This window comes from Enterobacter sp. DNB-S2 (genome assembly GCF_019443845.1).
Lineage (GTDB): Bacteria > Pseudomonadota > Gammaproteobacteria > Enterobacterales > Enterobacteriaceae > Enterobacter > Enterobacter asburiae_B.
In genome coordinates this window covers 3,607,208-3,631,359 of the sequence record NZ_CP050520.1, presented here as the reverse complement: position 1 = coordinate 3,631,359, position 24,152 = coordinate 3,607,208, and the positions used below count along the sequence as shown (strand labels likewise).

Sequence of the window (24,152 nt, the reverse complement as noted above, 5' to 3'; positions counted from 1 at the left end):
CACCCGTTGGCCTGTGCCAGCGGGCAAAAAAAAGCCGGAGACATCGCCTCCGGCTTTTTTTATACCCCTCGCTCAGACAATCTCTTGAGCGTACTGGAACAGGGATTTCAACAGCGCCTGTTTCTCAGCATTCCCCTCATACTGGCCATAAAGCATTTCCAGCTCCTGGGCATAGCTATTAAGGAACTCAGGGGTAAAGACATTGCGACGATGCTGCAGCCAGCGATCCTGCTCTGCCTCGTCCAGCGTGCCGGGGAAATTACGTGCGCGGTAGTTAAACATCAGCTTTTCGATGCGTTTATCGGCGAAAGTAATATCCAGCGCCGGTAAGTTACGCGGCTCGGTTTGCAGAACGATATTCATCGCCGCGCGGTCGGCATCGCTGAAGAAGCCGTTGTAGAGCTGGGCATCCACGTTTTCAGACGGCACGAACGGCTCCGCCTCGGCAAAGATAGCAACTACTTTCTCGCGCACCTGCGGGTTATCGCGCAGCACTTTCAGGTTATCGAGGCAGCGCTGACGGTTAATGCCCAGTCTGTCCGCATCTTCCGGGCGCAGCGTATTCGCCTGCGCGAGTACCGGACATTTATTGATATGCACCAGTTTGACCGGCACCGCGGGCAGATCGCCGAGTTCATTTTTCGGGGTATAGAGCCGTTCGCGCAGGGTATCGCTGTCGAGCTCCAGCAGCGGCGAAATATCGCCAGCTAAATCCACCATGATGACCGCATTACGGTTGTCCGGATGCCAGGCCAGCGGGGCGACCCAGCTGGTATTACCGCGCCAGGCGCCAAACATGCCGGAGATATGCACCAGGGGTTTCATCTGCGGTACGTCGATAAGGGTCATGAGCTTCTGCTTGCTGCGGTGGCTCAGCAGATACTCAAACAGCCGGGGCTGCGCGTTTTTCACCAGCTTCGCCATGGCAATGGTGGCATAGACGTCCGCCATCGCGTCGTGGGCATTGCTGTGCTCGATGCCGTTGGCGCGCGTCAGGTGTTCCAGCCGGAAGCTGGTCAGCCCTTCCTCATTTTCCGGCCAGTTAATGCCCTCAGGACGCAGGGCATAACAGGCGCGCATGATGTCGAGCAAATCCCAGCGTGAATTGCGGTTCTGCCAGCTCCAGGCATAGGGATCGTAGAAGTTGCGATAGAAGATGTTGCGCGTCACTTCGTCATCGAAGCGGATGTTGTTGTAACCAACCACGCAGGTATTGGGAACGGTAAACAGATCGTGAATGCGTCGGGCGAATTCTGCCTCGTTAACGCCTTTCTCGCGCGCTTCCTGAGGCGTGATCCCGGTGACCATGACCGCCCCGGGCTGCGGCAGGTAGTCATCAGCCGGTTTGCAGTAAAAGACCTCAGGCTCGCCAATAATGTTGAATTCGTCGTCGGTACGGATGGCGGCAAACTGCGCCGGTCGGTCCAGCGCCGGGTGCGTGCCAAAGGTTTCGTAGTCATGGAATAAAAAAGTCGGGCGAGCGGCAGAGTCAGACACCAGTAATACCATCCTGTTAAAAAATGACGTCACTATGGTAAACGATCGTGCGGTTCAGACCGAATAAAAAGCACCGCCGTGACGCAAATTTGCGCGCCAGCTTCAGAGAAAAACCTGTGCTCTGTCACATTTTTTTGCAATTAAGCCAGGTAACGACATCAGAACTCCCGTAAAAAGGTCATCGATTTTTAATGACCTGAGGATATACCGTTGAAACGCCGTCTGTTTATTGCTGTTTCTTTACTCGCTTCGAGTGTCTCATCTGCTTTTGCGGCCGAACCACTGGATTTTTCGCCGCAGCCTCCGGCCATTCAGGCTGGCTCCTGGGTGCTGATGGACTACACGACTGGTCAGATCTTAACGGCGGGCAACGAACATCAACAACGTAATCCGGCGAGCCTGACCAAGCTGATGACGGGGTATGTGGTTGATCGGGCCATTGATAGCCATCGCATTACGCCGGACGACATTGTCACCGTCGGGCGTGACGCGTGGGCAAAAGGCAACCCGGTTTTTGACGGCTCATCGCTGATGTTCCTGAAAGAGGGCGATCGCGTCTCCGTGCGTGATTTAAGCCGCGGTCTGATTGTCGATTCCGGCAACGACGCCTGCGTGGCGCTGGCCGATCACGTGGCGGGCGGTCAGCCGCAGTTTGTGAAGATGATGAACGACTACGTGCAGAAGCTGAACCTGCGCGATACGCACTTTGAAACCGTCCACGGGCTGGACGCGCCGGGCCAGCACAGCTCGGCCTATGACCTGGCCGTACTCTCCCGGGCCATCATTCACGGCGAGCCTGAGTTTTACCATATGTACAGCGAAAAGAGCCTGACCTGGAACGGGATCACCCAGCAAAACCGTAACGGCCTGCTGTGGGATAAAACCATGAACGTGGACGGGCTTAAAACGGGGCACACCTCGGGGGCGGGCTTTAACCTGATTGCGTCCGCCGTTGACGGTCAGCGCCGTTTAATCGCGGTGGTGATGGGGGCGGACAGCCCGAAGGGGCGTGAGGACCAGGCCCGGAAACTGCTGCACTGGGGGCAGCAGAACTTCGATACGGTGCAAATCCTGCATAGCGGTAAAAAAGTGGGGACAGAGCGTATCTGGTACGGCGATAAGGAGCAGGTGAAACTGGGCACCGACCAGGACTTCTGGCTGGCCTTGCCGAAAGCGGAAGTGCCGAACATCAAAGCCAAATACGTGCTGGATAAAAAAGAGCTGGAAGCGCCGATTGCTGCGCATCAGCGGGTCGGGGAGATCCAGCTCTATGACCGTGACAAGGTGGTGGCGCACTGGCCGCTGGTGACGCTGGAAGCCGTTGATAAGGGCGGACTGTTCTCTCGCATGAGCGATTATCTCCACCACACGCTTTAACCGCTGATGGGCAGACTGGCAGGGTTGCGAGTCTGCTCACATAATAAACACTCCTCGTTTGCCGATAATAGTAATCCAGCTTTATAGTGTATAAATATACAGTAATAAATGGAGGCAGCATGGACTACAGCATCAAGCAGCAACAGAAACGTAAGATTGCCGGTTTTCATTTGGTCGGACCGTGGGAACAAACGGTTAAACAGGGCTTTGAACAGCTGGTGATGTGGGTGGACGGGCGCCACATTGAGCCGCTGGAGTGGGTTGCGGTCTACTACGATAACCCCGATGAGGTCCCGGCAGAAAAACTGCGCTGCGATACGGCCGTTACGGTGCCGGACGATTTCGTTATCCCGGAAAACAGCGAAGGCGTCATGATGACGGAAATCGCGGCCGGGGATTATGCCGTGGCGACGGCGCGCGTGGAAAACTACGACTTCGCCACGCCGTGGTATCAGTTCTTCAACTCTCTGCTGCAGGACAATAAGTACCAGATGGCGCTTAAACCCTGCTTCGAACGCTATCTTAATGACGGCAATGCAGACGGCTACTGGGATATCGAAATGTATATCGCGGTAGAGCATAAAACGGCTTAAGCCTGCTAAATGAAGGGTTTTTCAGCCGGGAGCGATCCGCCCGGCTGAAAACACAGTACAATTGTGATTTGCCGTGTAGCTGGAGAGCGGGTGTGCGTCCCGACAAATCATTAACCCCTTTTGAAATTCGGTTGTACAAACATTACCGCGTGGTGCACGGGTGCCGCATCGCGCTGGCGTTCGTATTGACGTTTGTACTGGTCCGTTTGCTTGATGTTCCGGAAGGAACGTGGCCGCTGATCACCCTGGTGGTGGTGATGGGGCCCATCTCGTTTTGGGGGAACGTTGTTCCGCGCGCCTTTGAGCGAATTGGCGGGACGGTTTTAGGCTCGGCCCTTGGGCTTATTGCCCTGAAGCTGGAACTCATCTCATTTCCCGTGATGCTGGCATGGTGCGGGGCCGCCATGTTCCTGTGCGGCTGGCTGGCGTTGGGCAAAAGACCGTATCAGGCCTTGCTGATTGGGATTACTCTCGCGGTGGTTGTCGGTGCGCCCGCCGGGGATATGACCACCGCGCTGTGGCGAAGCGGGGATGTCATCCTGGGGTCACTGCTGGCCATGCTCTTCACCGGTATCTGGCCGCAGCGCGCTTTTCTGCACTGGCGTATTCAGATGGCGAACTACGTCACCGCCTTTAACCGCGTCTATCAGGCCGGTTTTTCTCCTAATCTGGTCGAGCGTCCCCGGCTGGAAAAGCATCTGCAAACGATCCTCAACGACGTGGTCAAAATGCGCGGCCTGATCACGCCCGCCAGCAAAGAAACCCATATTCAGAAATCGATTTTCGAAGCCATCCAGACGGTAAGCCGCAATCTGGTCTGCATGCTTGAACTGCAAATCAACGCCCACTGGGCCTCGCGTCCCAGCCATCTGTTGATGCTTAACGCGCAGACTCTCAAAGAGACCCAGCAGATGACGCAGCAAACGCTGTTGACCATTGCCCATGCGCTCTATGAAGGGAACCCGCAGCCGATACTGGCCAACAGCGAGCGGCTGAATGAGATCGTCGCGGAGCTGAAGCAGTTAATCAATGAACGCCAGAGCGATAACGTGGCGGAAACGCCTATTCATGGCTACGTCTGGCTGAGCATGGAACTGGCGCGTCAGCTTGAGCTGTTATCGCACCTTATTTGCCGGGCGCTGCGCAAATAAAAGGCGTATGTGACGGCTGCTGCTTCGATTCAGCAGCAATTGGGGTTATGATAGCTTTAAACGATATACTCATTGTCATTCGCAGCCGCTGTCAGTAAGGTTATTGTTACAACGGTTGCCTTAACGAATCCGAATCTCACATTATCAGGGGTGTAAAAATGGAAACTACCAAGCCTTCGTTCCAGGATGTTCTGGAATTCGTCCGCCTGTTCCGCCGCAAAAACAAGCTGCAGCGTGAAATCCAGGACGTTGAGAAGAAGATCCGTGACAACCAGAAACGTGTTCTGCTCCTCGACAACCTGAGCGACTACATCAAGCCAGGTATGAGCGTTGAAGCTATTCAGGGCATCATTGCCAGCATGAAAAGCGACTATGAAGACCGCGTTGATGACTACATCATCAAAAACGCTGAGCTGTCCAAAGAGCGTCGTGACATCTCTAAAAAGCTGAAAGTGATGGGCGAAATCAAAAACGGCGAAGCAAAAAGCGAGTAATCGCAGCGAATAGTGAAAAAGGCTCTCTGGTGACAGAGAGCCTTTTTTTATGGTTCAGAACGCGGCTGTAGCTGATAAATCCAGGCCTGAACCTGCTTGCCTTCAAGGGTGGTCACCGTGACCTCAACCCGATCGTAGCCGTCTTCAAATTCGTCCAGCATTTGCCAGTGTGCGGCAAGGTTATCCGAGATAAACAGATAGCCTTCGACGCGGGGGCCGTCAGGGTGGAGCACAATTCCCGGGAAGTCCGCCGCGGCGCCCCAGCCGCGTTCGTAAAACGTGCCGGATACGGAACCGGCCAGCCATTCGCCGCCGATGTCTTCAAGAATATGCGCATTAGCGTGGCCCGGGCGCAGCGTGCCGTAGACAAACAGAGCGTTCATTTTCCCTCATCCGCAAAGCAAAAAGCCTGCTTTAAAAGCAGGCTTTTTAAATTTGGCTCCTCTGACTGGACTCGAACCAGTGACATACGGATTAACAGTCCGCCGTTCTACCGACTGAACTACAGAGGAATCGTTGTGGAGGCTTATCTTAGCGGCGAAAAAACTTTTGTCAAACCTGATCTTAGGGAAAATCGACTGATTGCTGATTCTGTCGTCAGTTTGTTGTAAATCCACACATCTTTTTCTGGAAAATACTTTGCAGGATTAGCATTTGTCCCCCATCATTTGAAATGGAGTTTCAACTTTTCTCGCTAAGGTCCATTTTGAACGTCACTGCCTCCTTACGCCAGGCGATAACGCGCACGCCATGGTATGCAAAACGTAAAAGCTATCGTGTCCTGTTCTGGCGTGAAATCACCCCTCTCGCTGTGCCTATCTTCCTGGAAAATACCTGCGTTTTGCTGATGGGGGTTTTGAGCACCTTCCTGGTGAGCTGGCTGGGTAAAGAGGCGATGGCTGGGGTTGGGCTGGCGGACAGTTTTAACATGGTGGTGATCTCGTTCTTTGCCGCCATAGACCTCGGGACGACGGTGGTGGTGGCCTTTAGCCTCGGCAAGCTTGACCCCAAACGTGCACGCGAGGCGGCCCGCCAGTCGCTGATGATCATGACCATTTTTTCGATCGTTCTGGCGGCGGTGATCCACTATTTCGGTAAAGAGATTATCGATTTTGTCGCCGGGGAGGCCACTAACGAGGTTAAAGACCTGGCGCTGACCTACCTGGAAATGACCGTCTTAAGCTATCCGGCGGCGGCCATTGCGCTGATTGGCAGCGGTGCGCTGCGCGGGGCGGGCAACACCAAAATTCCGCTGCTGATCAACGGCGGGATGAATATCCTGAATATCATTATCAGCAGCGTGCTGATCTACGGCGTGTTCTCGTGGGAGGGGCTGGGGTTCGTCGGTGCCGGACTGGGGTTAACCATTTCACGCTATATCGGTGCGGCAGCCATCATCGGGGTGCTGATGGCGGGGGTCACCCCCTCGCTGCGTCTGACGCTAAAAAGCTATTTCCGCCCCTTTAACTTCGCCATTATCTGGGAAGTGATGGGCATCGGCATTCCCGCGAGCATTGAATCGGTATTGTTCAACGGCGGGAAGCTGCTCACGCAGATGTTTGTCGCCGGGATGGGGACCGACGTTATCGCCGGTAACTTTATCGCCTTCTCTATTGCCTCGCTGATTAACCTGCCGGGTAACGCGCTGGGTTCAGCATCCACCATTATTACGGGTAAACGGCTCGGGAAAGGGCAGATAGGCCAGGCGGAGCGGCAGCTGCGGCACGTGTTCTGGCTGTCAACCATTGGGCTGACGCTGATCGCCTGGGGAACCGCGCCGTTTGCCGGGCTGATGGCCTCGTTCTATACCCACGAAGATGACGTTAAAGAGGTCGTAAAGATCCTCATCTGGCTCAACGCGGCCTTTATGCCCATCTGGGCGGCCTCATGGGTATTACCCGCCGGGCTGAAAGGGGCGCGCGATGCCCGCTTTGCGATGTGGGTATCGATGCTCGGCATGTGGGGATGTCGCGTTGTCGCGGGGTATACGCTCGGGGTGATGCTTGGATGGGGTGTGGTCGGCGTCTGGCTGGGGATGTTCCTCGACTGGGCCGTGCGGGGTGCGCTGTTCTACTGGCGGATGGTCAGCGGACGCTGGCTGTGGAAATATCCGCGGAAAAATGCCTGAGAATTGCGCGAAGTGGAGAATAATTCGGCAAACGATCGGAAATGTGCATTCTGCCTTTGACATCCCGGGGGAGCATCGATAATATGCGCCCCGTTCACACGATTCCTCTGTAGTTCAGTCGGTAGAACGGCGGACTGTTAATCCGTATGTCACTGGTTCGAGTCCAGTCAGAGGAGCCAAATTTGAAAAGCCTGCTTTTAAAGCAGGCTTTTTGCTTTTCTGCGCAAGGTAAACGCAAAACGGCAACCGGGTTGCCGTTTTTAGTGTTTGCACCCTCTCCCGCGGGAGAGGGCTGGGGTGAGGGCACCAGCCCGCACAATGCACTATCGACACAAACCAATCGGCGCCGTCGCCTCAACCAGCCACTCACGCGCATCGCTATTCACCAGAGGTGAAAGCACCTCGCGTACCTGCCGGTGATACGCATCCAGCCACTGCTTTTCCTGCTCGCTCAGCAGATGCAGCTCAACCTGACTTAAGTCGATCGGGATCAGCGTCAGCGAGGCAAATTTGCAGAAACCCGGACGGCTCTCCACTATCTCCACCTGGTTTTCAATACGAATACCGTGGCTGTCGCCCAGATAGTAGCCTGGCTCGATAGTCATGATATTGCCCGCCACCAGCGGCCACGGGTTAACCTTTTTGGCGATGCGATGCGGGTTCTCGTGGATCAGCAGCTGGTGCCCCACGCCGTGTCCCGTGCCGTGATCGTAATCCAGCCCCATCTCCCACAGCGGGCGACGCGCAAACGCATCCAGCTGATGCCCCTGAGTCCCGGAAGGGAACTGCAGGGTAATGAGCGACAGGAAGCCTCTCAGCACGGCAGTGTAATGCAGGCGTTGCTGCGGATCGACTTTCCCCCACGCCAGCGTGCGCGTGGCGTCGGTGGTGCCGTTAACATACTGGCCGCCGGAATCGTTCAGGTAAAAATGGTCATGGCCGATGGGCTTATTGCTGGCCTCGCTCGAATGATAGTGGCACATCGCCGCATTGCTCGAAGAGGCGGAGATGGTTTCAAAACTCTGCTCGATGAACCCGGGCTGCTGCTGACGGAACGCAAGCTGCTGCGCCTGCGCGTCCAGCTCGGTGAGCGGTTGTCCTGCCGCCTCGCGCCGCGGCACTTCGCGGCTCAGCCAGGCGAGGAAGTTGACCCACGCGGCCCCGTCCCGGTGATGGCACTCGCGATAACCCGCCAGCTCGACCGGGTTTTTAGTCGCTTTCATCAGGGTGATGGGATCGGTCCGCCAGACAATTTCTCCCCGTGGTTCAACGGCGAAGCGCAGGGCAACCGGCGCGGAATCGGCATCAATCATCACCCGTTTGCCTACAGCAATCTGCTGGCAGCGTTCAATAAAGGTATCCTGCGGCGCAATGGTGAACACATTGCGCACATCGTCAGGCAGGGCGCTGAGCTTATTGTCGTTAACAAACCACTCAACGTGACCGTCACGACCAAGAAGGGCAAAGGAGAGCGGTACCGGGCTGTAAGGGATATCCGCACCGCGGACGTTTAACAGCCAGGCGATGTTATCCGGCAGGGTGACGGCGAGATAATCGGCATTGTTTGCGGCCAGCACGGCGGCGACGCGCTGACGTTTGTCCGCGCTGCGTTCGCCGCTGTGTTCAACCGGCATCTCACGGATAAGCCCCGCCGGTGCGGCTGGGCGATCGGTCCATAGCGTGTCAAACGGCGAGACCTTCAGCGGCACCAGCTCGCACGGCGTGGCTGACAGTTGCTCAAACTCCGCGTTGGTCATCAGCAGCGCGTCAAAACCGATGCGCGTTCCTGCCTCAACGTTTTCTGCCAGCCATTCTGCCAGCGGCTCGTTGTGCAGGTGGTGGATCTCAACCTCATCCATATTGACCTGAACGCGCGCCTGAACCTGATAGCGCCCGTCGACGAACAGCAGCGCTTTGTTTTTCAGCACCAGCGCCACGCCGGCCGAACCGTCAAAGCCCGTCAGCCAGGCCAGCTTTTCGTCGTAAGGCGCGCAGTATTCGCTCTGCCAGGCATCCGCACGCGGGACGATCATCCCGTCGAGATGGCTGGCCTCAAGCCAGTGGCGCAGGGCAGAGAGCGGTGATGTGCTGGACATTGTTTTTCCTTATCGTGATTAGCGGAACGGCGGCTCGTTGAAGGTGCGCAGCTTGCGGGAATGGAGCCTGTCACCTTCAGCCCGCAGCAAATCAATGGCGCGAATACCAATCTGCAGATGCTCGGAGATTGCCCCTTCGTAGAAACGGTTGGCCTGGCCCGGCAGCTTAATTTCACCGTGCAGTGGCTTATCGGAGACGCACAGCAGCGTGCCGTAAGGAACGCGGAAGCGATACCCCTGCGCGGCAATGGTGGCGCTCTCCATATCGATCGCCACCGCGCGGCTCAGGTTGAACCGGAGCGCGGAGGCGGAGTAGCGCAGCTCCCAGTTGCGGTCATCCGTTGTGACGACCGTACCGGTGCGCAGGCGCTGTTTAACCTCTTCGCCCGGCATACCGCTGACCTCTTTGGTGGCGTCATACAGCGCGCGCTGTACTTCGGCGATGCTCGGGATTGGGATATCCGGCGGCAGGACCGCATCAAGCACGTGGTCATCGCGCAGATAGGCGTGGGCCAGCACGTAGTCGCCAATCAGCTGGCTTTCGCGCAGGCCGCCGCAGTGGCCAATCATCAGCCAAACGTCCGGGCGCAGTACCGCCAGATGGTCGCAGATGGTCTTGGCATTTGACGGGCCAACGCCGATGTTAATCAGCGTGATGCCCTGGCCGTCTGCGGTGATCAGATGCCAGGCGGGCATCTGGTGCTTTTTCCACGCCAGGTCGGAAATGGCCTGCTCGGGCGCTTCGGTTTCAGCGGTGATCCAGATCCCGCCCGCGCAGGACAGCGCGATGTACGGGCTCTCCGGGTCGAGGATCTGGCTGCAGCCCCAGCGGACAAACTCGTCGACGTAGCGGGTGTAGTTGGTAAAGAGCACGAACGGCTGGAAATGTTCGACTGGCGTACCGGTGTAGTGGCGCAGGCGCGCCAGGGAGAAATCGACCCGTCGGGCATCAAAGTGCGACAGGGGAGAAAATTCTGCCGGGTGATAAATCCCGTCGGCCGTCTCATCGCCAATCTGGGAAAGTTCCGTCGTCGGGAAGTGGCGGGTCAGCCCCGCGCTCATGGAGCGGTCAAGGGTTAACGCCGAACCGTCAATCACGTACGGATACGGGATCTCATGCTGCGAGGGCTCAACGGCAATGTGCGCGCCGTAATCCTGGTACAGCAGCGTAAGCTGTTCTTCAAGATACGGGCGGAACAGCGCAGGGCGGGTGACGGTGGTGCTGTAGCAGCCGGAGTGGGTAAAGCGCGCATAGGCGCGGGTTTTGGGATTACTGCTGGCGCTGCCGTCCCAGGTCACAGAGAGCGATGGATAAACAAAAAGGCCCTCGGTTCTGGCCTTTTGGTCGGGAAGTTTCCCTGTTTCGATATATTCGCTGATGGCGCCGCGCAGCGCGTTGACGGACTGTTCATACAGCGCGTCGAGTTTTTCCAGCGCCTGAGCCGGGGTCAGGCTGGAGCCCTTATTATTCATCTCTGTCTCCTTGTTCCACAGGTGTGCGACTCTACCCGATAGTATGTCACACGCCTGTGAAACAAAAGGGAGATCAGCCGTGGCTCGTCTCTTTCATCAGCAGCGCCGTCGCCGCCGACAGCAGGCAACCGGCCAGCAGATAAATCGCCACGCTGTGCCAGTTGCCGCCGGAGAAGGTCACCAGCGCGGCGGCAATAAACGGCGTAAATCCGCCACCGACCACGCTTGCCACCTGATAGCCCACGCCCGCGCCGCTGTAGCGGTAGCTTGCGCCAAACAGCTCGGTGAACATCGGCTGCTGCACGCACACCACCATGTCGTGAGCGATATTGGCGAGCATGATGGCGAAGAAGACAATCCAGAAGATCGACTGCGCCTCAAGCGCCATAAAGAATGGCCAGGCGCTGAGGGTGCCAATCAGCGCCCCGGTGATGTAAACGCGACGGCGGCCAAACCGGTCCGCCAGCCAGGCGAAGCAGGGGATAGTCAGACAGCTGATCCCGCCGACCAGCAGGCCAATATTCAGGAACAGCTCGCGCGGCAGACCAAGGTTCTGCGTCGAGTAGTTCAGGGCAAACGCGGTGACGATATACATCGTCAGCAGCTCGCACAGGCGCAGGGCGATAATTTTCAGAAAAGCGCCAGGATGCCGGACGAGGGCTTCCATGACCGGAAGACGTCTGTTCTTGGCCGGTTTTTCCTGCTGCTTTTCGAACTCAGCCGACTCCTCCATCCCGTTACGGATCCACAGCGCGGCGATGACCAGCACGATGCTGAAGATGAACGGAATGCGCCAGCCCCAGCTCAGGAACTGCTCGTCGGTGGTGAGCTGGCTGATTAGCGATACCAGCCCGGTGGAAAGCAGAAGGCCCACGCCGTACCCGACCTGTACGCCGCTGCTGTAAAACGCTTTCCGGTGCTTCGGCGCGCTCTCAACGGACAGCAGCGCCGCGCCGCCCCATTCGCCGCCGACGGCGAAGCCCTGGATGGCGCGCAGGGTGACCAGCAGTACCGGCGCCCACCAGCCGATAGAGGCAAACGAGGGGAGAATACCGATAAGCGCGGTGGCGATCCCCATCATCCAGACGGTGAGCATCAGCATGCGCTTGCGGCCCAGGCGGTCGCCGAAGTGGCCGAAGATCACACCGCCCAGCGGGCGAAACAGAAAGCCGACGCCGAAGGTGGCAAACGCGGCAAGCGTGCCCATCGCAGGGCTGACCTGGGGAAAAAACTCGCGGTTAAACACCAGGGCGGCAGTGATGCCGTAAAGCAGAAAATCATACCAGTCGACGACGGCACCCGCGAAGCTGCCTAAGGCTGCGCGGCGGGCACGATTGAGCGAAGGTGTCTCCTCGTTGGGACGATCGGAGATGAGGGTGGAGTCCATAGTTGTCCTGTCCGTACTGATTTTTAATTATTGGTATAAGAAAAGGTCACTCACATAGCGGCCGTCATATAAACGGAACCTATGAGACTACCGCGACAGAACGCCTGAGAAAACGTTTTTATCTTTCCGGATGGTGCTGAATAAATAAATTTCATCCCCGCCTGCATCGAGATAATTGTGTCTTCTGGCTCCGTTAAAGGCTGAATGGTTTACAGTAATAGTGACCGCTGCGTAAGTTAAGCTGAGGGAATAACGATGCAACGCACCTTTTCGGCATTCTGGATGGTCCTGTTTTTATTCGTCGCACCGCTTCATGCGGAGCCCAACGTCTATGGTGAACAGCGTATCAGCGGCTGGTGGAATGCGCTGACGGATGATATTTCGCAAACCTGGGAAGAGCCCCAACGTTACGACCTGTACCTGCCGTTTCTGAGCTGGCACGCTCGCTTTATGTACGACAAAGAAAAAACCGACAATTACAATGAAATGCCGTGGGGCGGCGGGCTGGGCGTTTCCCGCTATAACGAAGAGGGCAACTGGAGCGCGCTGTTCGCAATGATGTTCAAGGACTCGCACAACGAATGGCAGCCCGCGATGGGCTATGGCTGGGAGAAGGGATGGTATCTGGATAATGCCAAAGATTTCCGTCTTGGGCTCGGTGCCGCGGCGGGCATCACGGCGCGAGATGATTTTGCAAACTATGTCCCGCTACCGTTCATCTTCCCGCTGTTTTCGGCCGGGTATAAGCGCGTTACCGTCCAGTTCACCTATATTCCAGGAACCTATAACAACGGCAACGTGCTCTTTGCCTGGCTGCGCTTAGGCTTCTAAAGGGTGATCACCTTTTTTGCCACGGCGTTAGACAATACCAGCATGGAGAACAGAACTGAGGTGACGAAGGTGAGCACAATCAACGCCAGCTTCATACCGAGAGAGGTCACCGGTATCAGCGCCGTCAGCAGATGAAACACCGAGTAGTGCACAATATACACGCCGGTCATCGTTTTGCTGATGGCGGCCAGAATGGACTCCTTAAATTCAGCATTGCGGCGAAAGCGCACGCCGTTCGCCGCAATCACCAGCGCGATGATCAAAATGTAAATCTGCGAGCCGGTGAGAATAAAGGCGTTTCTGTCCGCCTTGAACAGCGCGAAGAAGAAGTGGCGCTCGTAAAACCAGGTGAAGAGGTAGATAAACGGGATGGCGACAACCGCCGCCCTGACGACATTTTTGCGGCTAATCCACTCGGCAATTTTCGGGTCGCAAAAGAGTTGCCCCGTCAGATAAAACAGCAGCCATGTCCACAGCCGATACTGCGGTGAAAGAGAAAGGGCGTGCGTTCCAGGATAGAGCGCCGACAGCAGATCGTATCCGTAGGAAAAGAGCAGCAGGGCGGCAATCGCGCCGCAGAACAGCCTTCGCCGCTGGCTGAGCCACTCCACCGCCGGGTGGAAGGTGTAAATCACCACAAACGCAAACACGAACCAGGGCTGGATTAAATACCCGCGCTGATAGGGCTCCCACAGGTAGTAGATCGTTATCCAGAACAGAAAAACAATCACCAGACTTTTAATTTTACCGAGCTGCCAGCGGGTGCCGTGCCGTGATTGTCCGTCGAGATAGCCCGCAACGACAAAAAACAGCGGCGTGGCAATCGTCGAAATAAAGGTTAAAAACCCCAGGATCCAGTGATAGTCATAATCATAATGATCCCAGGTGTTGTAGATGGTAAAGAAGGTCACCGCCGTCATACAGCCCAGCGTCTTGATAATGTTCAGCCCTGTCGCATTCATTGTTGTTTGGCTTCGTCCTTACGATGGAAACACGCATAGATCACGGGGAGTACCAACAGCGTCAGGATTGTAGCAAACCCCAGTCCAAACATAATCACAACGGCCATGCTCTGGAAGAAAACGTCCAGCAGCAGCGGAGCCAGGCCAAGTACGGTCGTAAACGCGGTGAGCAGGATGGGGCGCAGACGCGAGGTCGCGGCGTACACGATCGCCTCGTTCTGATCCTTTTGCGTTTTCTGCTGCTCGATCTCTTCCACCAGCACGATGCCGTTGCGGATGAGCATTCCGCTCAGGCTCAGCAGACCAATCAGCGCCATAAAGCCAAAGGGAATGCCGGTAATTAAAAATCCCGGCGTGACGCCAATCAGCGCCAGCGGTACGGTCAGCCAGATGGCGACCGCATTTTTCACCGAACTGAACATCAGCACCGTAATGACAAACATCACCAGATACCCAAGAGGTAGCGTAGTGAATAGCCCCTGCTGCGCTTCGCTGGAGTTTTCCGCGTCGCCCCCCCACTCGATGCTGTAGCCGTGTGGCAGGGGAAGGGCATCTACCTGCGGCTTCACCCGGGCGAGAATGCCCCCGGAGGTTTGCTGGCTCAGCGGGTCCGGGTCCGTCTGCACCGTCAGCACCCGCGAGCGGTCGCGGCGAAGGATGAGCGGATCTTCCCACTCCAGCGAGAAGCGGCTGACGACGTTACTCAGCGGGATATACTGCTGCCGCGTCTGGCTCCAGACCAGCACGTTGTTCAGGTGACTGGCGTCCAGCCGTTCGCTCTCAGGCGGGCGCACCACGACCGGAAGCAGGTCACTGCCTTCCCGATACAGCCCCGCCCGGCTGCCGGAGAAGTTCATCTCCAGCGCGTTGTCGACGTCCTGCTTATCTACGCCAAGCTCGCGGCCCAGGGCGGCAACGTACTGTGGGCGGATCACCTTGCTGCGGTTTTGCCAGTCGTTCCTGACGCTGCCCGTAGCAGGATCGCGGGTGAGGATGTCGTCCACCTGGCTGGCAATCAGGCGCAGCCGGTCAGGGTCGGGGCCTTTAATGCGCACCTCAATGGCGCTGTCGCCGGAGGGGCCAAACATCACGCGTTTGGTGCTGGCGTTGACCTGCGGATAGTTTCGCGCGATGTACTCGTCCACGTGGCGCGTCAGGGCGGAGATGTTGCGCTGGTCGTCCATGCGCACCATGATCTGCGCATAGTTGCTGTACTGGCGCTGTCCGCTGTAGGTCAGAATAAAGCGCATACTTCCCTGACCAATGGTTGAGACGGTGGTCTCCACGCCAGGCTGGCCGTTAATGGTTTTTTCGATATCGCTGGTCATTTTCTCAGTCCACTTGATATCGGTACCGTAGGGTAACCACAGGTCGACAAAGAAAATGGGCGTATTAGACGACGGGAAAAAGTTTTGCCGTACGGCGCCGAAGCCCCAGACAGACGCTGCCAGCAGCGCAGCCATCACAATGAGCGTCGGTGCCTTATGGCTCAGCAGCATGTTAAGCAGGCGCTGGTAGGCGCGGTAGAGTGGTTTATCGTAAGGGTCTGACTCGTCGGTTTTATCGGGCGCGCTGTCGTTTTTAAACAACCACCACTTAATCAGCACCGGGGTGAGGGTGAGCGCCGAGAACCAGCTCAGCATCAGGGAAATCAGCAGCACCTGGAACAGGGATTTACAGTATTCCCCGGTGGAATCCTGCGACAGCCCGATAGGGGCAAACGCCAGGATGGCAATCACCGTCGCCCCCAGCAGCGGCAGGGCGGAGCGGCGGATGATGTAGTTTACGGCGGTTAACAGCGGGGAGCCCTGCTGTCGGGCAATCAATACCCCTTCGACAATCACGATGGCGTTATCCACCAGCATGCTGAGGGCGATAATCAGCGCCCCAAGCGAGATGCGCTGTAGCTCAATGCCACACAGATACATAATCAGCAGCGTGCCCAGCACGTTAAGGGCGAGAGAAACCGCAATGATGATCCCGCTGCGTACGCCCATAAAAATCAGCAGCACGCCGATGACAATCGCCAGTGCCATCAGGAAGTTAATAATAAAACCGTTAACGGAATGGCCCACTTCGGCGGCCTGATCGTAAAACAGGTCTATCCGTATGCCGGCCGGTTTTTCCGCCGACATCTGGTTTAGCTTCGCCTCCAGCGCGTGGCCCACGTCGATCACGTTCACCCCGGGAATAAACGAGACGCCCATGGTGACGGCTTTTTTGCCGTTGGCATGGTAGATACTCGCTGGCGATTCGTTCAGCCCGCGCGACAGCGTGGCGATATCCCGCAGACGCGTCGCCGCCCCGGTGCCGGAAGGCGTGATGATAATATCCGCCAGTTCATCAAGATTCCCGAACTCGCCGGTCGGGTGCAGGCGAATGGATTCGGTGCCGGAGGTGATTTCTCCTGCGCTGGAAACAACGTTAAGTCTGCTGAGCAGGGCGGAAAGCTGGTTCAGCGTAATGCCGCGCGCGGCCATTTTGCTCAGGGAGATATCAATGTTGACCTGCTGGCTAATCGCCCCACCGATGGCGACCTTCGCAACCCCGGGGACCAGAATTAACTCGCGGCGAAGCTGCTCCGCGTATCTCACCAGCTCAGGGTTACTGAATTCATTCCCGGAAATGGCAAAGAAGAAGCCGAACACGTCGCCGAAATCGTCATTTACAAAGGGCGTGACGACGCCGGGCGGGAACTGACGCGAGGCATCGCCCACGCGGCGGCGCAGTTCATCCCAAATCTGCGGCAGCTCGTTCGAGTGATAGCGTGACGCGATGTTAACGGTGATTTGCGACAGACCGTTTGACGAGATAGAGCTGACGTTATCCAGATAAGGCAGCTGCTGAAGGGCATTCTCCAGCGGAAGCGTCACCTCTTCTTCCACCTGCTGAGCGGATGCGCCGGGGTAGTGGGTGACCACCACTGCGGTTTTGATGGTAAAGGCGGGATCTTCCAGCCTGCCGATATTCAACAGGGCAAAAACCCCCCCGATGCCCAGCAGCAGGATCGTTAGCCAGACGCGAACAGGGTTATTGATAAATTGACGAGAGATATCCATTACAGTCCCCGTTCACGCGTCCAGATACGCACCGGCTGGTTAGCATGGAGCTCCCCAACGCCCGCGGCAACCACGCGTTCGCCCGCCTTAAGCCCGCTGGTGATCACCACGCCTTCAGTACTCACTTGTCCCACGCTGACCTTGCGGTCTTCAAGATGGAGCGCGTCGCCTTCGCCCGTTACGACCCAGACGTGCGGCTCATTGCGCGGGCTGTTGTCCGGGTTAAAGACTGCCTCAACCGGTACGACCAGCGCCTGAGCGCCCGCGCCCGCCGGGAGGTTGGTTAAATTGATGGTCACCGTACCGCTTACGCCACCGACGGCGGGAAAATCATCTGGCCGCGGCATGGTGAGTATCACCTGCCAGGTCAGGGTATTGCTGTCGCTGCTGCCCGAGTGCTCTTTGTAGACGGCGGTAAATTCACGATTCGGAATGGCGTTAATTCGCACCACGGGGCGATACTGCGCGTTGCGGATATCAAAGGTCTTAAACAGGTTTTCGGGGATACTGAACACCACGTCAAGCAGGTCGGTGCGGGTTAACGTGGCAATGGGCTGTCCGGGGGACACCACCTGATGGTTTCGGACATGTACGCTGGCCACCGTCCCGCTGAAGGGGGCGACGAGCGTCATCTGATTCAGCTCTTCCCGGGCAATCTGTAGCGCCGCATTCGCCGAATCGCGGTTCGCACGCTGCACGTCCATTTCCGCTTTCGAAATCGCCTGCCGGCCCGCCAGCGTCTGGAAGCGATCGAACTGCCTCTGGGCCAGCGTCGCCGCCGTTTGTCTGTCGTTAACCCGCTGCTGGGCTTCACGGGCGTTCAGTCTGGCAAGCTGTTGCCCCTGCTTGATGGCTGCGCCCTGACGCACATCGAGCGCTTCAATTTGACCTGCGCGCTTGAAGGAAAGGTCTGTGGCATCGCCCGATTCAATGCGGGCGGGGAAAACGCGCTGCTGGGCGTGACCGGGAACCGTCACCTCCGCCACTTTTACCATCCTGGGAAGGGGGGAGTCTTGCTTCGGTTTCGGGTCGCACGCCGTGAGCGTTAACAAAACGAACGGTAAAAGAGAGAGGTAGCGGTTCACTGTATTCCCCTAATAAATAACTGTTTTATTTATTCCATAACCTGGACAGGGGTGACACTATTCTGCCAGAACAGTGACGACCATATAGGTAAATAAACCAATCGCCGTGCTGGCGATAATGGCAAGCGCAATAAACATACCCAGACGGATCAGGCTTAAACCATACATACATTCCTCCATGAGCCGGAAGCGGTAGCTGACTATGAGCATAGTCGGCGAAAAGATAAATGTTAAATAACCATTATCAGTGGGGAAGCGCTAAACCTGATATTCCTGTGCTACGTTTAATGTTAATCATCTTTTTTTACCGTAACTGGCATTAAGGGCAACCCCCTGCATTTAATGCGTTTTTTTGCTTCATTCACTCTCGTGTTGGTTATAAAAAGGATGCTCGATATGTATAAAAACATTCTCGTTCCGGTGGATGTCTACGAGACAAGCCTTGCGGATAAAGCGTTGCAGCATGCACAGTTTCTGGCGCAAAGCGCATCGGGTGACATTCATTTGCTGCACGTCATGCCCAAATTTTCAGCCGAACTGACGCGTGGTTTTATTTCAGATGCGCGCAAAATGGATGAATATATGATTAATAATTCGAAAGAAAAGCTGTCTGACCTGGTCAAAAAAGTAAATCTGCCAGAAGAGCGTGTTCATCTCCACGTCCGTAGCGGGAATGTTCGTGATGAGGTTATTAAGCTGGCGGATGAACTTACCGTCGGCGCGATTATTGTCGGCTCGCGAAATCCAAATATTCAAACCCATTTGTTAGGATCGGAGGCGGCAAGTATTGTTCGTTACGCACATGTTCCTGTTTTCGTTATTCGTTAATTACATAAAAGCAAGGTGATTTCTGAATAGAACCTGAGGAAGGAACGATGAAAACAGGAAAACCTGAACGTCCGTATTATCAACAAACCGTTGATGAAACCCTGTCGAATATTCACTCCACCCTGGAAGGCCTTAGCGGCACTGAGGCATCAGCCCGGCTTCAGCAGCACGGTGAGAATGCGTTACCGCAAAAAAAGGGTAAACCCGCCTGGCTGCGCTTCCTGGCGCATTTTAACGACGTATTGATTTACGTTCTGCTGGTGGCCGCGTTGCTTAAGCTCTTCATGGGCCACTGGGTAGACATGTTTGTGATCCTTGGGGTTGCCATCATTAACGCGCTGATTGGCCATATCCAGGAGAGCAATGCTGAAAAATCGCTGCAGAGTATTCGCAATATGCTCTCCAGCGAAGCCGTGGTGGTACGACAGGGGAATCACGAAACGATCCCCACCACGGCGCTGGTCCCGGGAGATATCGTGGTGATCCGCGCCGGGGATCGTATCCCTGCGGACCTGCGCGTGATTGAAGCGCATAACCTTCGCGTGGAGGAGGCCATCCTGACCGGCGAATCCACCGTTGTTGAGAAAAACAGCGATGCGTTAAGCGGGGAACTGCCCTTAGGTGACCGGTATAATCTGCTCTACTCAGGCACCACCGTCAGCTCCGGCGGCGGTAAAGGCGTGGTGGTGGCAACCGGGGGCGAGACCGAGCTGGGCCACATCAATCAGATGATGTCCGACATTGAAAAACACCGCACGCCGCTGATGGTGCAGATGGATAAGCTCGGTAAGACCATCTTCATCACTATCCTGGTGATGATGGTGGCGCTGTTTGTCTTTAGCCTCCTGTTCCGGGACATGCCGGTTTCTGAACTGGTGCTGTCGCTTATTAGCCTCGCCGTTGCCGCCGTGCCGGAAGGCCTGCCGGCCATCATTTCCATCATCCTTTCGCTTGGCGTACAGGCCATGGCGCGTCGCAAGGCCATCATTCGCAAGCTGCCTACGGTGGAAACGCTGGGGGCGATGACGGTCATCTGCTCGGATAAAACCGGCACCCTGACGATGAATGAAATGACGGTCAAAGCGGTGATTACCGCTGACACGACCTATCGCGTAGAGGGCGACAGCTACGAACCGGTGGGGAATATTCACCCCGTAGATGACCCGACGCCCGTCAGCGTGACGCAGGGTTCCCTGCTGGAACGCTATCTGCGCACCATTGATCTCTGTAATGACAGCCAGCTGATCAAAGACGAGCAGGGGCTGTGGAAAATCACCGGGGGCCCAACCGAGGGCGCGCTGAAGGTGCTGGCGGCGAAAATCCCGCTCCCACCGCTCGATACCGAAATGCGCAGTAAAATCCCGTTTGATTCGCAGTATAAATACATGTCCACGCTGTACCGGCTGGGCGATGAAGAGGTGATTTTAATCACCGGCGCGCCGGACGTCCTGTTCCGCCTCTGCCAGTACCAGCAGACGAATGACGGGCTGCAGCCGTTCGATCAGCCTTACTGGGAAGGGAAGATTGAAGAGTATGCCCGTGAGGGGCTGCGCATGGTGGCTGCGGCCTGGAAACCTGCCCACGAGGGACAACGCGAGCTGGATCACCCGGACCTGCATGACGGCGTGATCCTGCTGGGTATCGCAGGAATGATGGATCCGCCGCGTCCGGAGGCCATTACCGCCATTGCCGACTGTCTGCAGGCCGGGATCCGCGTGAAAATGATCACCGGTGACCACCCGCAAACGGCCATGAGCATTGGGCAAATGCTGGGGATTGGTAACGCCGCAAGCGCTATCACCGGACGTGAGCTGGAGGCGATGGACGATCGTCAGCTGAGCGACGCCGCACAGCAGTACGATATTTTCGCCCGAACCAGCCCGGAGGATAAATTCCGCCTTGTGCAGGCTCTGCAAAGTAAACAGGAAGTCGTGGGCATGACCGGGGATGGCGTAAATGATGCCCCGGCGCTCAAGCGGGCGGATGTGGGTATCGCCATGGGGATTAAGGGGACTGAAGTGACCAAGGAAGCCGCCGACATGGTGTTAACGGATGACAACTTTGCCACCATTGCCAGCGCGGTGCACGAGGGACGCCGGGTTTACGACAACCTGAAAAAGACCATTCTGTTCGTTATCCCCAGCAACATCGCGCAGGCTCTGCTGATCATCATCGCGCTGCTGGCGGGGAACCTGATCCCGCTGACGCCGGTCCTGATCCTGTGGATGAACATGGCGACGTCGGCAACGCTGTCGTTTGGCCTGGCGTTTGAAGCGGGTGAGAAGGACATCATGAACCGGCCACCGCGCAAGGCGAATCTCCATGTGATGGACGGCTATGCCATCTGGCGCGTGGTGTTTGTCGGTCTGATGATTGCCATCAGCGCCTTCGTGCTGGAAGCCTGGCTACAGCCGCGCGGCTACTCGGCAGAATTTATCCGCACCGTGCTGCTGCAAACCCTGGTCACTGCGCAGTGGTTCTACATGCTCAACTGCCGCGTTAATGACGGCTTCTCGCTGAGCAAAGGCCTGCTGGCGAACAAAGGGATTTGGATCGTGAGCGGCGTACTGCTGGCGCTACAGCTTCTTATCATTTACGCACCGTTCATGCAGATGCTGTTTGGCACCGAAGCGCTGCCGTTCCGCTACTGGGTCATCACCTTGCTGATTGGTTTTGTGATGTTCCTTATTGTCGAGGCGGAGAAAGTGCTGACGCGCAGGTGGCGCAAAACCGAGGCGTGATAGCGTAAACTGAGAAAGCCTGCCTGAGTCCGGGCTTTCTCTTTTTTGAGCGCAGAAAACTATGATTCGACTTACCTGGTTCGTCCTTACGCTGTGTGCCGCTGTACCCGGTGCGTTTGCCGTAACCTATACACTCCCGCCGGAAGGCAGTCGTCTGGTGGGTACCCCGATTATCATCACCGTTCCCGAAGGCAATACGCTGCCTCTGGAAGCCTTTGCCGCGCAGCACGGGCAGGGGCTGAGCAACCTGCTGGAAGCAAATCCGGGCGTGGATCCTTTTTTGCCCAAACCCGGCACCCGGCTGGTGATACCCCAGCAGCTGATTTTGCCTGACACCGTCCGCGAGGGCATTATCGTCAATGCGGCGGAGATGCGTCTCTACTACTACCCGCCCGGCGGTAACACCGTTGAAGTGCTGCCCATCGGTATCGGTCAGGCCGGGCGTGAAACCCCGCGTAACTGGGTGACGGCCGTTGAGCGTAAGCAGGAGGGGCCAACCTGGTCTCCAACGCCGAATACGCGCCGTGCCTATGCGGCAGAAGGGAAAACGCTGCCGGCATTCGTGCCCGCCGGGCCGGATAACCCGATGGGGCTGTATGCGATTTATATCGGCAGGCTGTATGCCATTCACGGCACAAACTCGAATTTCGGCATCGGGCTGCGGGTGAGTCAGGGCTGTATTCGTCTGCGTAATAACGACATCAAGTATCTTTTCGATAACGTTCCCGTGGGAACCCGCGTGCAGCTTATCGATCGGCCCGTAAAAATGACCACGGAGCCGGACGGCAGCCGCTGGGTGGAAGTTCACGAGCCATTATCGCGTAACCGCGCGGAGTTTGAGTCAACCCGGAAAGTGCCGCTGCCTATTTCAGCCGCGCAGCGGACGCAGCTGATAAACGAGGGCGCGGGCGCTGAACTGGAACGGCGGTCGGGAATGCCGGTTAAGATTGGCATGTGAAGGGATAGCGCGGGCTGGTGCCTTCACCCCAGCCCTCTCCCGCGGGAGAGGGTGCAAACACTAAAAACGGCAACCCGGTTGCCGTTTTGCATTTACCTTGCGCAGAAAAGCAAAAAGCCTGCTTTAAAAGCAGGCTTTTCAAATTTGGCTCCTCTGACTGGACTCGAACCAGTGACATACGGATTAACAGTCCGCCGTTCTACCGACTGAACTACAGAGGAATCGTGTGAACGGGGCGCATATTATCGACCTGCGTTCGCCTTGTCAAAGGGTGGATCAACGCCTTTTGATCGTTTGCTGACAAAATCGGCAAAGTGATGTTTTTGGCAGCGGAATGCACCGTCATGGTGCGGGTATACCCCTAATGGGGCAGATCATAAACTGCTGTTTCGGTAATAAAACCCCCCTCCATGATTAGGTTTCCTTATTTTCAGGCGCTTAGCGAACAATTTGGACCGCCTGGTAAAAGTGGCATTCATATTGCAAAACCTGTTCAACAACGACAGCCGGTTCCGGCACAGCATTTCGAACAGGGGGCAAAATGAACTTAAGACGACTGAAATACTTCGTAAAAATCGTCGATATCGGCAGCCTGACTCAAGCGGCAGAAGTGCTGCATATCGCGCAGCCTGCGCTGAGCCAGCAGGTGGCTACTCTGGAAGGCGAGATGGATCAGCAGCTGTTGATCCGCACCAAACGCGGCGTCACGCCAACGGAAGCAGGCAAGATCCTTTATACCCATGCGCGCACCATCCTTCGCCAGTGTGAACAGGCGCAGCTGGCGGTAAATAACGTGGGCCAGACCCTGAGCGGGCACGTTTCTATCGGCCTTGCGCCGGGAACGGCCGCGTCCTCTATTACCATGCCGCTGCTGCAGGCCGTCCGCGCCGAGCTGCCAGAAGTGCTGGTGTACCTGCACGAAAACAGCGGCTCCGTACTGAATGACAAACTGCTCAACGGCCAGCTGGATATGGCGGTCCTTTACGATCGCTCCCCGGTTGCCGGCATCACCAGCCAGCCGCTGCTGAAAGAAGATCTCTACCTCGTGGGCACCCGCGACTGTCCGGGCCAGAGCGTAGACCTTACCGCCGTGGCAGAGATGAACCTTTATCTGCCGCGCGACTACAGCGCCGTGCGCGTGCGCGTGGACGAAGCGTTCTCCCTGCGCCGCCTGACGGCCAAAATCATCGGTGAAATTGACTCAATCTCCACGCTCACCGCGGCCATTGCCAGCGGAATGGGGGTGACGGTTCTGCCGGAATCCGCAGCACGCTCGCTGTGCAGCGCGGCGAACGGCTGGATGGCGCGGATCACCACGCCTTCGATGAGCCTGCCGCTGTCGCTGAACATGTCTGCACGCGGTTCGCTGACGCCGCAGGCGCAGGCGGTAAAAGAGATTTTGATGTCGCTGGTCAGCAAGCCGTCGCTTGAGAACCGTGAACTCCAGCTTGTGAGCTGATATTCCATAAAAGCATAAGATGCTGGTTTTTAT

General features: G+C 56.7%; 18 protein-coding genes and 3 tRNA genes. 11 read left to right on the top strand and 10 right to left on the bottom strand.

Annotated elements, in window-relative coordinates:
- Nucleotides 1–72 precede the first annotated feature (72 nt).
- Nucleotides 73–1,509, bottom strand: a complete 1,437-nt coding sequence (sbcB, locus tag HB664_RS17445; RefSeq protein WP_370650855.1) for an exodeoxyribonuclease I — start codon at nucleotides 1,507–1,509, stop codon at nucleotides 73–75.
- Between the two features lie 198 nt (nucleotides 1,510–1,707).
- On the opposite strand from sbcB, the gene dacD reads away from it, so the two are divergent.
- The 4 genes from dacD to HB664_RS17425 all read left to right on the top strand — a co-directional run bounded on the left by dacD (nucleotide 1,708) and on the right by HB664_RS17425 (nucleotide 5,112).
- Nucleotides 1,708–2,874, top strand: a complete 1,167-nt coding sequence (dacD, locus tag HB664_RS17440) for a serine-type D-Ala-D-Ala carboxypeptidase DacD (RefSeq protein WP_032658759.1) — start codon at nucleotides 1,708–1,710, stop codon at nucleotides 2,872–2,874.
- Nucleotides 2,875–2,993: 119 nt separating this feature from the next.
- Entirely contained in the window at nucleotides 2,994–3,467 is a 474-nt protein-coding gene (sbmC, locus tag HB664_RS17435; RefSeq protein WP_033145946.1) for a DNA gyrase inhibitor SbmC, read from the top strand.
- Nucleotides 3,468–3,559: 92 nt separating this feature from the next.
- Complete coding sequence (locus HB664_RS17430) at nucleotides 3,560–4,618, top strand: FUSC family protein (protein ID WP_023312358.1); 1,059 nt, start codon at nucleotides 3,560–3,562, stop codon at nucleotides 4,616–4,618.
- Nucleotides 4,619–4,776: 158 nt separating this feature from the next.
- Entirely contained in the window at nucleotides 4,777–5,112 is a 336-nt protein-coding gene (locus tag HB664_RS17425) for a DUF496 family protein (RefSeq protein WP_008499467.1), read from the top strand.
- Nucleotides 5,113–5,159: 47 nt separating this feature from the next.
- On the opposite strand, the gene HB664_RS17420 is transcribed toward HB664_RS17425, so the two are convergent.
- Both HB664_RS17420 and HB664_RS17415 read right to left on the bottom strand, forming a co-directional pair.
- Nucleotides 5,160–5,495 carry a gamma-glutamylcyclotransferase family protein gene (locus HB664_RS17420; protein WP_219939892.1) on the bottom strand — a complete coding sequence of 112 codons (336 nt, stop codon included), beginning with the start codon at nucleotides 5,493–5,495 and terminating at the stop codon, nucleotides 5,160–5,162.
- A 53-nt stretch (nucleotides 5,496–5,548) separates the two neighbouring features.
- Nucleotides 5,549–5,624: transfer RNA gene (locus tag HB664_RS17415), tRNA-Asn, on the bottom strand.
- Nucleotides 5,625–5,785: 161 nt separating this feature from the next.
- Between HB664_RS17415 and emmdR the strand changes: the two genes are divergently transcribed.
- Both emmdR and HB664_RS17405 read left to right on the top strand, forming a co-directional pair.
- The gene (gene emmdR / locus HB664_RS17410; RefSeq protein ID WP_219939891.1) at nucleotides 5,786–7,240 is read left to right on the top strand and encodes a multidrug efflux MATE transporter EmmdR; all 1,455 of its coding nucleotides are present in this window, start codon (nucleotides 5,786–5,788) and stop codon (nucleotides 7,238–7,240) included.
- Between the two features lie 103 nt (nucleotides 7,241–7,343).
- A tRNA-Asn gene (locus HB664_RS17405) sits at nucleotides 7,344–7,419 on the top strand.
- Between the two features lie 144 nt (nucleotides 7,420–7,563).
- Here the strand turns inward: HB664_RS17405 and HB664_RS17400 are convergent.
- The 3 genes from HB664_RS17400 to shiA form a co-directional block, all read right to left on the bottom strand.
- Nucleotides 7,564–9,336, bottom strand: coding sequence for an aminopeptidase P family protein (locus HB664_RS17400; protein WP_219939890.1), 1,773 nt, complete (start codon nucleotides 9,334–9,336; stop codon nucleotides 7,564–7,566).
- 18 nt (nucleotides 9,337–9,354) lie between these two features.
- On the bottom strand, nucleotides 9,355–10,809 hold the full coding sequence (locus HB664_RS17395) for an AMP nucleosidase (protein WP_048976440.1): 1,455 nt from the start codon (nucleotides 10,807–10,809) through the stop codon (nucleotides 9,355–9,357).
- Between the two features lie 73 nt (nucleotides 10,810–10,882).
- Nucleotides 10,883–12,196, bottom strand: coding sequence for a shikimate transporter (shiA, locus tag HB664_RS17390; RefSeq protein ID WP_182930888.1), 1,314 nt, complete (start codon nucleotides 12,194–12,196; stop codon nucleotides 10,883–10,885).
- A gap of 255 nt (nucleotides 12,197–12,451) precedes the next feature.
- On the opposite strand from shiA, the gene pagP reads away from it, so the two are divergent.
- A complete protein-coding gene (pagP, locus tag HB664_RS17385) occupies nucleotides 12,452–13,027 on the top strand; it encodes a lipid IV(A) palmitoyltransferase PagP (protein ID WP_045887840.1) in 576 nt (191 codons plus the stop codon).
- Here the strand turns inward: pagP and HB664_RS17380 are convergent.
- The 3 genes from HB664_RS17380 to HB664_RS17370 are packed head-to-tail and all read right to left on the bottom strand — an operon-like array spanning nucleotide 13,024 to nucleotide 18,133.
- A complete protein-coding gene (locus HB664_RS17380) occupies nucleotides 13,024–13,989 on the bottom strand; it encodes an acyltransferase (RefSeq protein ID WP_069303050.1) in 966 nt (321 codons plus the stop codon). The genes pagP and HB664_RS17380 overlap by 4 nt on opposite strands.
- Nucleotides 13,986–17,048 carry an efflux RND transporter permease subunit gene (locus HB664_RS17375; protein WP_219939889.1) on the bottom strand — a complete coding sequence of 1,021 codons (3,063 nt, stop codon included), beginning with the start codon at nucleotides 17,046–17,048 and terminating at the stop codon, nucleotides 13,986–13,988. The genes HB664_RS17380 and HB664_RS17375 overlap by 4 nt, the downstream gene beginning before the upstream one ends.
- Entirely contained in the window at nucleotides 17,048–18,133 is a 1,086-nt protein-coding gene (locus tag HB664_RS17370) for an efflux RND transporter periplasmic adaptor subunit (RefSeq protein ID WP_219939888.1), read from the bottom strand. The genes HB664_RS17375 and HB664_RS17370 overlap by 1 nt, the downstream gene beginning before the upstream one ends.
- A 396-nt stretch (nucleotides 18,134–18,529) precedes the next feature.
- Here HB664_RS17370 and HB664_RS17365 point away from each other — a divergent pair, with 396 nt between their 5' ends.
- The 3 genes from HB664_RS17365 to ldtA all read left to right on the top strand — a co-directional run bounded on the left by HB664_RS17365 (nucleotide 18,530) and on the right by ldtA (nucleotide 22,660).
- Complete coding sequence (locus tag HB664_RS17365) at nucleotides 18,530–18,961, top strand: universal stress protein (RefSeq protein ID WP_023312348.1); 432 nt, start codon at nucleotides 18,530–18,532, stop codon at nucleotides 18,959–18,961.
- Nucleotides 18,962–19,008: 47 nt separating this feature from the next.
- Nucleotides 19,009–21,702: a cation-transporting P-type ATPase gene (locus HB664_RS17360; protein ID WP_219939887.1), complete on the top strand. Its 2,694-nt coding sequence runs from the start codon at nucleotides 19,009–19,011 to the stop codon at nucleotides 21,700–21,702.
- Nucleotides 21,703–21,763: 61 nt separating this feature from the next.
- Nucleotides 21,764–22,660 carry a L,D-transpeptidase gene (gene ldtA / locus HB664_RS17355; RefSeq protein WP_047061146.1) on the top strand — a complete coding sequence of 299 codons (897 nt, stop codon included), beginning with the start codon at nucleotides 21,764–21,766 and terminating at the stop codon, nucleotides 22,658–22,660.
- 145 nt (nucleotides 22,661–22,805) lie between these two features.
- On the opposite strand, the gene HB664_RS17350 is transcribed toward ldtA, so the two are convergent.
- Nucleotides 22,806–22,881 (bottom strand) — tRNA-Asn (locus tag HB664_RS17350).
- Nucleotides 22,882–23,201: 320 nt separating this feature from the next.
- Between HB664_RS17350 and nac the strand changes: the two genes are divergently transcribed.
- Entirely contained in the window at nucleotides 23,202–24,119 is a 918-nt protein-coding gene (gene nac, locus HB664_RS17345; protein ID WP_033145933.1) for a nitrogen assimilation transcriptional regulator NAC, read from the top strand.
- The last annotated feature ends 33 nt before the right edge of the window (nucleotides 24,120–24,152 follow it).